At 74.5% G+C, this 11,091-nt stretch carries 10 protein-coding genes; 6 read left to right on the forward strand and 4 right to left on the reverse strand.

Going from position 1 to position 11,091, the window contains the following annotated elements; all coding sequences use genetic code 11:
- Positions 1 to 8 precede the first annotated feature (8 nt).
- On the reverse strand, positions 9 to 1,514 hold the full coding sequence (locus tag IE332_RS23390; protein ID WP_189919735.1) for a DUF2252 domain-containing protein: 1,506 nt from the start codon (positions 1,512 to 1,514) through the stop codon (positions 9 to 11).
- A gap of 361 nt (positions 1,515 to 1,875) precedes the next feature.
- Here IE332_RS23390 and IE332_RS23395 point away from each other — a divergent pair, with 361 nt between their 5' ends.
- Positions 1,876 to 2,286: a ribosomal maturation YjgA family protein gene (locus tag IE332_RS23395; RefSeq protein WP_229928847.1), complete on the forward strand. Its 411-nt coding sequence runs from the start codon at positions 1,876 to 1,878 to the stop codon at positions 2,284 to 2,286.
- 7 nt (positions 2,287 to 2,293) lie between these two features.
- On the opposite strand, the gene IE332_RS23400 is transcribed toward IE332_RS23395, so the two are convergent.
- Complete coding sequence (locus IE332_RS23400; RefSeq protein WP_189919737.1) at positions 2,294 to 3,076, reverse strand: SGNH/GDSL hydrolase family protein; 783 nt, start codon at positions 3,074 to 3,076, stop codon at positions 2,294 to 2,296.
- 219 nt (positions 3,077 to 3,295) lie between these two features.
- On the opposite strand from IE332_RS23400, the gene IE332_RS23405 reads away from it, so the two are divergent.
- Together IE332_RS23405 and ddaH are read left to right on the forward strand one after the other, a co-directional pair.
- Positions 3,296 to 4,189 (forward strand): MBL fold metallo-hydrolase, encoded by an 894-nt coding sequence (locus tag IE332_RS23405; protein ID WP_189919739.1) that lies wholly within the window; start codon positions 3,296 to 3,298, stop codon positions 4,187 to 4,189.
- Positions 4,190 to 4,441: 252 nt separating this feature from the next.
- Entirely contained in the window at positions 4,442 to 5,269 is an 828-nt protein-coding gene (gene ddaH / locus IE332_RS23410) for a dimethylargininase (protein WP_189919741.1), read from the forward strand.
- 180 nt (positions 5,270 to 5,449) lie between these two features.
- On the opposite strand, the gene IE332_RS23415 is transcribed toward ddaH, so the two are convergent.
- The gene (locus tag IE332_RS23415; RefSeq protein WP_189919743.1) at positions 5,450 to 6,631 is read right to left on the reverse strand and encodes a globin domain-containing protein; all 1,182 of its coding nucleotides are present in this window, start codon (positions 6,629 to 6,631) and stop codon (positions 5,450 to 5,452) included.
- A gap of 89 nt (positions 6,632 to 6,720) precedes the next feature.
- Entirely contained in the window at positions 6,721 to 7,164 is a 444-nt protein-coding gene (locus IE332_RS23420) for an RrF2 family transcriptional regulator (protein WP_189919745.1), read from the reverse strand.
- Positions 7,165 to 7,416: 252 nt separating this feature from the next.
- Here IE332_RS23420 and IE332_RS23425 point away from each other — a divergent pair, with 252 nt between their 5' ends.
- The 3 genes from IE332_RS23425 to IE332_RS23435 all read left to right on the forward strand — a co-directional run bounded on the left by IE332_RS23425 (position 7,417) and on the right by IE332_RS23435 (position 11,009).
- Positions 7,417 to 9,027, forward strand: coding sequence for a beta-propeller fold lactonase family protein (locus IE332_RS23425; RefSeq protein ID WP_189919747.1), 1,611 nt, complete (start codon positions 7,417 to 7,419; stop codon positions 9,025 to 9,027).
- A 120-nt stretch (positions 9,028 to 9,147) separates the two neighbouring features.
- Complete coding sequence (locus tag IE332_RS23430) at positions 9,148 to 9,783, forward strand: helix-turn-helix transcriptional regulator (protein ID WP_189919749.1); 636 nt, start codon at positions 9,148 to 9,150, stop codon at positions 9,781 to 9,783.
- 95 nt (positions 9,784 to 9,878) lie between these two features.
- Positions 9,879 to 11,009 carry an aminotransferase class I/II-fold pyridoxal phosphate-dependent enzyme gene (locus IE332_RS23435; protein ID WP_189919751.1) on the forward strand — a complete coding sequence of 377 codons (1,131 nt, stop codon included), beginning with the start codon at positions 9,879 to 9,881 and terminating at the stop codon, positions 11,007 to 11,009.
- Positions 11,010 to 11,091: the final 82 nt, after the last annotated feature.

Below are 11,091 nucleotides of genomic sequence, written 5' to 3' on the forward strand. Positions count from 1 at the left end.
GCCGACGGTCAGACGCCGTGCTCGGCGGGCAGCCGCCCGCTGCGCACGGCCGTCAGCAGATCGGCGTGGTCGGCCTCGGTGCGGTCCGCGTAGGCGACGGCGAAGGCGCCGATCGCTTCGTCCAGCGCCTCGCCCTTGCCGCAGTACCCGGCCAGCAGGCCCGGGTCGGCGGTGTGCGCGTGCGCCCGGGCCAGCAGGGCGCCGGTGATCCGCGCGTAGTCGTCCAGCTGCGAAGGCTGCAGCGCGGCCGGATCGACGCTCCCCTTGCGGTTGCGGAACTGCCGCACCTGGTACGGCAGTCCGTCGACCGTCGTCCAGCCCAGCAGGGTGTCGCTGACCACCTGCATGTGCTTCTGGCCGAGGACGACCCGGCGGCCCTCGTGGTCGTCCCGCGCCGTTTCCGCCGTCCCCGCCGCCTGCTCGGCCTGCGGCAGGTACGGCAGCAGCACGGACGGGCGGGCCTCCTTCACCTGCAGCACCAGCGGCTGGTCCCGGTGGTCGGTGAGCAGCACCACGTACGAGCGGGTGCCCACGCTGCCCGTCCCCACCACCCGGAACGCCACGTCCTGCACCCGGTAGCGGGACAGCAGCGTGCGGACCTCGGCCGGCACCGTCTCCACGTACGCGCCCAGCGAGTGCGCCACTGCCCGGGCGGTCGCGTCGGACACCTCGGTGAGCACCGGCGGAGCGGCGGCGAAACGCCAACCGCCGTCCGCCGTACGGTCGGTGCTGCGGGCCGCGAACTTCGCGCTGGTGTTGCCGAGCGCCTTGGCGCCGACCTTGCGCAGCACGTCCGCCAGGTCGTGCGCCTCGGCGAAGGACACCAACTGCTCGTCGGCGACGGCGTTCCAGGAGTCCAGCGCGGGCAGCTTGGCGAGCGTGCGCATGGTCCGGCGGTACGAGCCGGCCACGTGCTCGGCGGCCTCCCGCGCGGTGGTCTCGCTCGCACCGGTCTCCCGGCCCGCGAGCACCAGGCTCGCGGCGAGCCGCTTCAGGTCCCACTCCCAGGGGCCGTGCACGGTCTCGTCGAAGTCGTTGATGTCCAGGACGAGTTGGCCGCGCGCGTCGCCGTACAGGCCGAAGTTCGCGGCGTGCGCGTCGCCGCACAGCTGCGCGCCGACCCCGGTCACCGGCGTGCCCGCGAGGTCGGCGGCCATCAGCCCGGCCGAGCCGCGCAGGAACGCGAACGGGGTGGCGGCCATCCGCCCCACCCGGATCGGCACCAACTCGGCTATCCGGCCCGCGTTCGAGGCCTCCAGCGCCTCCACGGCCGTCGGCCGCCCGGGGGCGGCGGCGAACTCCGCGTGCCGCTCGCGGGGTACCCGCAGCCGCAACTCCTTGCCTCGCTCCCGGTTCCGCCCGTCCTGCGCCGACGCGAACCCGGCCACCGCGAAGCCGCGCCGGGCCCGCTCCGCCGGGCCGCCCGCCCCGCCCGCACTCCGCTGCGGCACGACGGCCGTCCCGCCCCGGGCCTCCGCCACCTTCGGCTCCGCCCCGTCCACTGCCTCGGTCATCCGCGCCACCGCGCCCCGCCCGTCCCTTCCGGTCCTCACCCGCCCGCGACCTGCGCGGATGGTTCATCGGGGGGAGTGACGTCCGGGGCGGGGCGGTGGTTCCGGCGGGGCGGGTGTGGTTCGTGCGGGTTCGGTGGTGGGGCGCGCGTGGGCGGCGGTGGCGCGGTGCTGAGGGGGCGTGGGGGTGGGTAGGGCGCGCGGGTGTGGTCGTGCGGCGGGGGCGTCCGGGGCGGTGCGGTGGTTCCGGCGGGGCGGGTGTGGTTCGCGCGGGTTCGGTGGTGGCGAGGTGCCGAGGGGTGCACGTGCGTGGCGCCGGCGGGGGCCGGTCGGGGTGCCCTTGGGGGGCGGGTAGCGTGGGGGCGTGGATGATCTTCGGGGGACGGTGCGTGCGCGCCTGGTGGCAGCGTCGGCGGCGGTGGTGACGGTGGTGGCCGGGCTGGGTGTGCGGGCGGTGGCGGGCGGGGACGTGGCCAAATACGCGGGGGACGCGCTCTACACCGTCCTGGTGTACGCCCTGGTGGTGCTGGTCGTGCCACGGGTGCGCCCGGCGCGCGCCGCCGTGACGGCCGCCGCACTGAGCTGGGCCGTGGAGCTGTTCCAGCTCACCGGACTGCCGGACGCGTGGGGCCGCCGCAGTACGCTCGCCCGGCTCGTCCTGGGCTCGACCTTCAATCCGCCGGACCTGTTCTGGTACCTGGTCGGCGCCGTGTTCGGCGCGCTGGTGCACCGGGTGCTGCGGGGGGTCCGCGCCGCAGCACCCGGCATGGTCTGACGGAGCGTCAGAGAGGCATCAGGTCGGGCCGCTTGGGGTCGACGTGGTCGCCCGAGGACTCGCCGCGCAGGCGCCGTCCGACCCAGGGGATCAGGTACTCGCGGGCCCACTGGATGTTCTCGCGCCGCTGGTCGGCGGGGGTGAGGACGGGGGTGTCCGGCCAGGGCGCCTCCGGGTCCTGCTCGGTGGCCAGGCCCAGCGAGCGGGCGGCCAGCAGGGCGACCCGCTGGTGGCCCTCGGGGGACAGGTGGAGGCGGTCCTCGCTCCAGGCCCGGCGGTCCTGCACCGCGCGCAGCGACCACAGGTCGGCCACCTTGCAGCCGTTGCGGTCGGCGACGGCCCGCATGTGGCCGTTGTAGGTCGCGATCTTGCCGCGCAGGTGCTTGAGCAGCGGCACGTCGCGGGTGTCGAAACCGGTGCAGATCAGCACCGTCCCGGCGGATTCGGTGAGTCGGACGACGGCGGCCTCGAAGCGTTCGGCCACCTCGTCCGGGTCGGCGCCCGGCCGGAGGATGTCGTTGCCGCCGGCGCAGAAGGTGACCAGGTCGGGCTGGAGCCGTTGGACCTCCGGCACCTGCTCGGCCGCGATCTGGTCCAGCAGCCGGCCGCGCACCGCGAGGTTGGCGTAGCGGAACGCGCCCGGCGGACGCCCGTCGGCGAGCAGCCCGGCCAGGCGGTCGGCCCACCCGGCGAACCGGCCGTCGGCACCGGGGTCGTTCAGGCCTTCGGTGAAGCTGTCCCCGAGGGCGACGTACGAACTGAGGTCAAGGGTCTCCTGGAGGTGCGGCATGAAAGAGATAGTTCACCCAATCAAGTGACCTACGCCACCGTAGGTGACCCTGGTGGCACGTGAGATGGACCACGTACCCTCCTCGGTCCCTCCGCGCGGCCCAGAGCGCCGTGCCCGGGAAAGCACAAGATCCGTACCCCCTTCCGCTTTCGGGCCCGTCCGGCCGATGCTCGGAGGGAGCGGCCGCCCCGGCCGCCGTCCTTCTGGGGGAAGACAGCCATGGCCGTGAACCCGAGCTCCGCCGTGCCCGAGAACTGGTCCATCGACGACCGCTGCACCAACTGCGACGTCGCCCGTCAGCTCGCGCCCGACCTGGTCCGCGAGCACGCCGGCCGCTCCGAACTGGTCCGCCAGCCGCGTGACGAGGCCGAGCGCGCACAGCTGCGGGCCGCCGCGCACGCCTGCCCGACCCGCTCCATCCGCCCCGGCACCGGCCCGCTCGACCCGGCGGGCGACCCCTTCCCGCTGGCGCTCGACCAGGACGTGCTGCTGCTCGGCCACAACTCCCGGCTGACCGCGGGCGCCAACTCCTACCTCTGCCGCCGCCCGACCGGCTGGGTGATGATCGACACGCCCCGCTACAGCGAGCCCCTCGCCGCGCGCTACGCCGCCCTCGGCCCGGTCACCGACGTCCTGCTCACCCACCGCGACCACGCCAGGCACGGCCGGGAGTACGCCGACCGGCTCGGCGCCCGGCTCTGGATCCACGAGGGCGACCTCGACGCCGCCCCCGACGCCGACCGGGTGCTGCGCGGCACCGAGCCGGTGGAGATCGCCCCCGGCCTGGTCGCGCACCCCTTTCCCGGCCACACCCGGGGCAGCGTGCTGTTCGTCGCCGACCAGCGGTACTGCTTCAGCGGGGACAGCCTCTACTGGTCCCGGACCACCGGGGACGTGGAGGTGCACGAGGCCATCACCTGGTTCTCGATCGAGGAGCAGGCCGCCTCGTTGGGGCGCAGCCTGGGCGCGCTCCGCTTCGAGTGGCTGCTGCCCGGCCACGGGGACCGGCGCCGGATGCCCGTCGAGGAGGCGGAGCGGCGGCTGCGCTCGCTCGCCGAACGCTGCCGGACCCTGCGGTCGGCGCCGGTGGACTTCACGGCGGTCCGCTGGTAGCCGGCGGCCAAGAGCCGACTGCCAAGGGCGGGTGGTCGAGGGCCAAGTGCCGCCAGCCGACGGCCGGTTACCGGTAGCCACGGCCGGAGAGCCCGTGCGCCGGGGCTCGCGCCGGGTGCGCGGGGGCGTGCGTCCACCGGGAGCGCCCGCGCGGGTGTGCGAACGGTGCCGCCGGGGCAGCCGCCTCTGCGACAGAGCGGCGTTCCGCACGCCGGAACCCGGACTCCCCGCGATCCCAAGGACGGTTGAGCCATGCCCACGCAAACCCCGGTGCGCACCGCCCGGCCACGGCACTACCTGATGTGCCGGCCGACGCACTTCACCGTGGACTACGCCATCAACCCGTGGATGGACCCGTCCCAGCCCACCGACACCGCGCTCGCGCTGCGCCAGTGGGAGCGGCTCCACCGGACGTACCGCCGCCTCGGCCACACCGTCGAGCTGATCGACCCGCTGCCCGGCCTGCCCGACATGGTCTACGCCGCCAACGGTGCGACCGTGCTGGACGGCCGGGCACTGGTGGCGACCTTCCGCTACCCGGAGCGCGCCGCCGAGTCGGACGCCTACCAGGCCTGGTTCCGCGAACGCGGCTACCGCGAGGTCCGCCGGGCCGGCCACGTCAACGAGGGCGAGGGCGACCACCTGGTGGTGGGCCGCCGGGTGCTCGCCGGGACGGGCTTCCGCAGCTCGCGCGCCGCGCACGCCGAGACGGGCGAGCTGTTCGGCGTCCCGGTGGTCAGCCTGAACCTGGTCGACCCGCGCTTCTACCACCTGGACACCGCGCTGGCCGTCCTCGCCGACGACCACGTCATGTACTACCCGGAGGCCTTCGACGCCGACAGCCGCGCCCTGCTGCGCTCGCTCTACCCGGACGCGATCCTCGCCGACCGCGCCGACGCCGAGGTGTTCGGGCTGAACGCGGTCTCCGACGGCCGGCGGGTGCTGCTGCCGGAGACGGCCAAGAACCTGGCCGGCCGGCTCGCCGAGCACGGCTACGAGCCGATCCCGGTGGACGTCTCCGAGCTGCTGAAGGGCGGTGGCGGGGCCAAGTGCTGCACCCTGGAGCTCAGGCAGGCCTGAGCCCCGGGGCGCGCGGCCCGTGCGCATCCGCCGCCCGGTCGAGCCCAAGGCCCGGTCGAGCTCGCTGCCGTGCCGCGGCAGCGGCCCGCCCGTCACGACCACGAGCGAGCCGGTGCCGGTGCCGGTGCCGTGCCGGGAACTCGACCTACCGGGGCCGGAGTCAGCCCCGGGCGCCGGGGTTCAGGCGCCGAGCCACAGGTCGGGGCCGAAGACCTCGTAGTGGATGTCCGCGGCCGGGACGCCCGCGGCCAGCAGCTGCTCGCGGACGGCGCGCAGGAAGGGCAGCGGGCCGCAGAGGTAGGCCGTGGTGCCGGCCGGGACCTCGACGGAGGCGAGGTCCACCAGCCCGGTGCGCCCGGCCGGCCAGTCGCCGAGCGGGTGCTCGTAGAAGACGTGGGCGGTGGCGTCGGGCAGCTCGGCGGTCAGCCGCTCCAGGTCGGCGCGGAAGGCGTGGCCGAGCTGGTCGCGGTCGCCGTGCACGGAGACGATCCGGCGGGTGGAGCCGTTGGCGGCGAGGTGGTCGAGCATCGCGGTCATCGGGGTGTTGCCGATGCCGGCGGAGACGAGCAGGACGGGGCCGTCGCCGTCGGCCAGGACGATGTCGCCCATCGGGGCGGAGAGCTCGACGGTGTCGCCGGTCCGCAGGTGGTCGTGCAGGTGGCCGGAGACCTCGCCGCCGGTCTCGCGCTTGACGGTGAAGCGCAGGGCGCCGTCGGCGCGGCCGGAGAGGCTGTACTGGCGGATCTGCCGGGCGCCGTCGGGCAGTTCGGTGCGCACGGAGACGTACTGGCCGGGGCGCGCGGCGGGCACGGGCCGGCCGTCGGCCGGGCGGACCAGGTAGCTGGTGACGGTCCCGGTCTCCTGGTGACGGGTGATCACGGTGTAGGGGCGCCACAGGTCGGCCGGGTCGCCGCCCGCGGCGGCCTCGGCGCGCAGCCGGCCCTCGACGGCGATCAGCGCGTTGGCCATCAGCCAGTAGACCTCGTCCCAGGCGGCGGCGACCTCGGGGGTGACGGCCTCGCCGAGCACCTCGACGATGGCGGCGAACAGGTGTTCCTGGACGGTCTTGTACTGGTCGTCGGCGATGCCGACCGAGACGTGCTTGTGGGCGATCCGCGCGAGCATCGCGTCCGGCCGCTGGTCGGGGTGGGCGAGCAGCGCGGAGGCGAAGGCGGCTATCGAGCCGGCCAGCGCCTGGCGCTGGGTGCCGTTGGCCTGGTTGCCCCGGTTGAAGAGGTCGCGCAGCAGCTCCGGGTGGGCGGCGAACAGCCGGTCGTAGAAGCGCGGGGTGATGTCGCCGATGGCGGCGCCCACGACGGGCAGGGTGGCCTCGATGACCTCGGCGGACTTCGCGGACAGCATCAGTCTGGCTCCTAACTGGCATCTGAGATTCGTATTCAAGCGCGGCCTGCGGCCCTGGGCGGGTGAATTGGTCGATCAGTGGATCGGGATCAGTCGATGGGCCGCGCGGTGAGGCCGAGCAGCACCGGTCCGGTGGGGGCGGCCACCAGGTCGTCGACGCAGAGCCCGTCGAGCGAGGCGAAGAACGCCTCCTGGGCGGTGCGCAGCGCCCCGCGCAGCCGGCACGCGGCCCGCAGCGGGCACGGCGGGTCGTCCTCGCAGCCGACCACGTCGCCGACGCCTTCGAGCTCCCGCAGCAGCAGTCCGAGCGAACCGGTGCGCCCGGCGAAGGTGAGCATCAGCCCGCCGCCGCGACCGCGCCGGGCCTCCACCACCCCCAGGTGCTGCAGCCGGCTGACCACCTTCGCGGCGTGGGTGTACGGCACGCCGACCGACTCGGCCACCTCGCGGGTGGTCGGGTTGTCGCCCTCGCCGAGGACCGCCAGCCGCATGGCGATGCGGAGGGCGATGTCGGTGCTCTTGGTCAGCCTCACGTTCGAAACGCTAGCGAATACGACTCCACAACTCCAATTTTCTGCACGATCCCGACCGGCTCGATCCCGGAGGCGTCGAAGCGAACCGGTCGAATCTGAACAGTTGGCGACATTAGTGGTCACTCCCTGACGGGTGGTCAGGGCGGCTTCTACGCTTCGTGCGGCCCAGAGCCCCTACCGCCGATCTTCACTGCCGATCCTCCTGGAGAGACCTTGAGAACGCGCCGAGCACCCCGTCGGACCGTGACGGCCGTGACCGCGATAGCAGCGGCCACGGCCGCACTGCTGTCCCAGCCCGTGTCCGCCCAGGCCGCCGCGCCCCCGCCGACCGTCGCCGCCCAGGTGGCGGTGGCGCCCTACCCGGCGGGCGTCGCCCTCACCCCGGACGGCGCCCACGCCTACGTGACCAGCCAGAGCAGCGGCACGGTCAGCGTGCTGGACACCGCGAGCAACACCGTGACCGGAAGCTTCACCGCCGGGACCGGCTCCTACGCCGTCGCCCTCTCGCCCGACGGACACCGCGCCTACCTGACGCACCACCTGGACAACACGGTCAGCGTGGTGGACACCGCGACGGGCACCGTCACCGCGACCGTGCCGGTCGGCGCCCAGCCCTGGGGCCTGGTCCTGTCGCCGGACGGCACCCGCGCCTACGTGAGCAACGCCGCCGCCAACACCGTGAGCGTGCTGGACACCTCCGCCAACGCGGTGACCGCCACCGTCCCGGTCGGCGCCGAGCCGCACGGGCTGGCCGTCTCCGCGGACGGCAAGCGGCTCTACGTCGCGGCCTCCGCCGACAAGGCGGTGAACGTCGTCGACACCGTGGGCAGCACGGTGAACGCCACCGTTCCCGTCGGTCACGGCGCCTTCGGCCTCGCGCTCAGCCCGGACGGCGGCAACCTCTGGGTGGCCGACGGCGACGACGGCACCGCCGCCGTGATCGACACCGCGGCGAACACGCTGCTCGGCACCGTCGCGGTCGGCTCCGGCCCGTACGCCGTCACCGTCGCCCCGGACGGCACGGCCGCGTACGTGTCGAATTACGCCGACAACACGCTGAGCGTGGTGGACACCGCGAGCCGGACCGTCACCGCGACCGCCCCGGTGGGCGCGAGCCCGTACACCCTGGCGCTGACCGCCGACGGGCGGCACGGCTACCTCGCCGACTTCACCGTCGGCGCCGTCCAGGTGCTGCACTTCCCGCTGCCCGTCCCGGCCGTGACCGCGGTCACCCCGAACAGCGGCTCCGGGGTCGGCGGCACCACGGTGACCGTCACCGGCACCGACCTGAACGGCGCCACCGCCGTCACCTTCGGCGCGGCCGGCGCCGCCACCTCGTTCAGCTGCACCAGGACCAGCTGCACGGCGACCGCACCGGCCACCACCGTGACCGGGCCGGTGGACGTCCAGGTCACCACCCCGGGCGGCACCAGCGCGGCCGTCGCCGCCGACCGCTTCACCTACACGGCGCCCAGCGCGCACCTGGCCGTCGCACTCACCGCGACCCCGGTGACCAAGCTGCTCGCCAGCCGGGTCGACTACACGGTCACCCTCACCAACCAGGGCCCCGACCCGATCACCACCGCCACGGTCGCCGCCGCCCTGCCCAGCGGGCTGACCACGACCTCCAGCGACTGCGCGGTCGCCGCCGGGAAGCTCACCTGCGCGCTCGCCGCCCCGCTGGCCAAGGGGGCGAGCACCACCCGGCACTTCACGGTCAGCGTGGGCCTGTTCTCGCTGGTCCGCAGCTGGGACATCACCGTGGCCCGCACCGCCGGCACGCCCGTCGACCCGTCGCCCGGGACCAGCAAGGACACCCGCAGCTGCTCCTCGGTCCTCGGACTGTCGATCACCTGCACGTAGCGCCGCCCGCCCGGACACCCCCGGGCGCGACGCCGCCGAGGCCCCGCCGGAACGTTCCGGCGGGGCCTCCGCCGTCGGAAGCCCTGGACGAAACGTCCGGACCGGACGTACAGTCCGAGCATGCCTGCCGACAACCCCGACCCGCGCGTCCGGACCTTCTCCCCGGTCTGCCGCGCGGTCGCCCTGCTGCTCGGCCCGTACGCCGAGGTGGTGCTGCACGACACCGCCACCGACCGGGTGCTCGCCATCTGGAACCCGATGACCCCCCGCGCCCCCGGGGACCCGTCGATGCTCGGCGAACTCGACGAGGTCGACCCCTCCGCCCCCGACGTCTACGGCCCGTACGAGAAGGCGCTGCCCGACGGCCGCCGGCTCTCCTCCGTCAGCGCCGTGCTGCGCGACGACGCCGGACAGCCCTCGGCCGTGCTCTGCGTCAACCTCGACCGCGGTCCGCTGGAACAGGCCGCCGCGCTGCTGGCCGGCTTCGCCGCCCCCTCCTCACCGCGCCCCGAACCGCTCTTCGAACGAGACTGGACGGAGCGGATGAACGACGTGATCGGCGGCCGCGTCCGCGCGCAGGGCCGCCCGCTGGAGCGCTTCACCCGCGAGGACCGGCTGGCCGTGCTGCGCGAACTCGACGAGGCCGGGGTGTTCGCCGTCCGCCGCGCCGTCCCCGTCGTCGCCACCGCGCTGCGGATCTCCCGCTCGACCGCCTACAGCCTGCTCGCCGAGCTCAAGCACCCGGCCGGCCCGTGAGCTCCGCGCCCTCGCACCTCTGCGCCCCTGCGCCCCTGCGCCCGTGAGCCGCTGAGCCCTTGAGCTGCTGAGCCCCCAGGAAGGAACAGCCCCCCATGCCCCAGCTCCCCGACTTCCGGCTGGAAACCCACCTCTCGCGCTGGGAGTTCACCGCCCGCCACCACCTCACCGCCTCCGACGCCCAGACCATGACGCTGCCCGAACTGCTCGCCCTGGCCGGCCCCGAGGACCGCGAGGCCTGGGAGTCCCTCAGCCTCGGCTACACCGAGACCTTCGGCGATCCCGGGCTGCGCCGGGCGATCGCCGGGATGTACGAGCGGGTCGACGCGGACGACGTGATCTGCTTCGGGGGCGCCCAGGAGGGCATCAACCTCGCCATGCGGGTGCTGCTCGAACCGGACGACCACGCGGTGGTGGTGACCCCCGGCTACCAGTCCGCCGAGACCATTCCGCTCGCCCTGTGCGAGGTCACCGGCGTCGCCCTGGACGAGCGGCGGGACTGGGCGCTCGACCTGGACGCGGTGGAGGCGGCGCTGCGCCCCGACACCAAAGTGCTGTCGGTCAACTTCCCCAACAACCCGACCGGCGCGGTGATCCCCGCCGCCGATCTCGCCCGGCTCGCCGAAATCTGCGACGAGCGCGGCATCCGGCTCTTCTCGGACGAGGTCTACCGCGGCCTGGAACGCGACCCGGCCCGCACCCTGCCGCAGGCCGCCGACCTCTCCGAGCGCGCCCTCTCGCTCAACGTGACCTCCAAGGCGCTCGGCCTGCCCGGCCTGCGGATCGGCTGGATCGCCTGCCGGGACCGGGAGTTGCGCTCCCGCCTGGAGCGGGCCAAGCACTACACCACGATCTGCAACTCGGCGCCGAGCGAGGTGCTGGCCCGGATCGCGATCACCGCCCGCGAGCGGATCCTGGAGCGCAACCGCGGCATCATCGCGGAGAACCTGCCGCTGTTCGACGCCTTCTTCGCCGAGTTCGCCGACCTCTTCGAGTGGCGCGCCCCCGACGGCGGTTGCGTCGCCTTCCCGCGGTACCTCGGGGCGGACGGCGTGGAGGACTTCTGCACCGCGCTGGTCGAACAGGCGGGCGTCCTGCTGCTGCCCGCCAGCATCTTCCGCTCCGAGCTGACGCCCACCCCGACCGACCGCTTCCGCCTGGGGCTGGCCCGCCGCGATCCGGCCCCGGCCCTGGAGGCCTTCGCCGACTGGCTCCGCAAGCGCTGACCGGGCCCGCCGGCCGTACCGGACGTACCGGATGAACCGGACGCCCGGACGGCCGGGGCGCCGGTCACCGAGTCCATCGGTG

It is taken from the genome of Kitasatospora xanthocidica (genome assembly GCF_014656195.1).
GTDB lineage: Bacteria > Actinomycetota > Actinomycetes > Streptomycetales > Streptomycetaceae > Kitasatospora > Kitasatospora xanthocidica.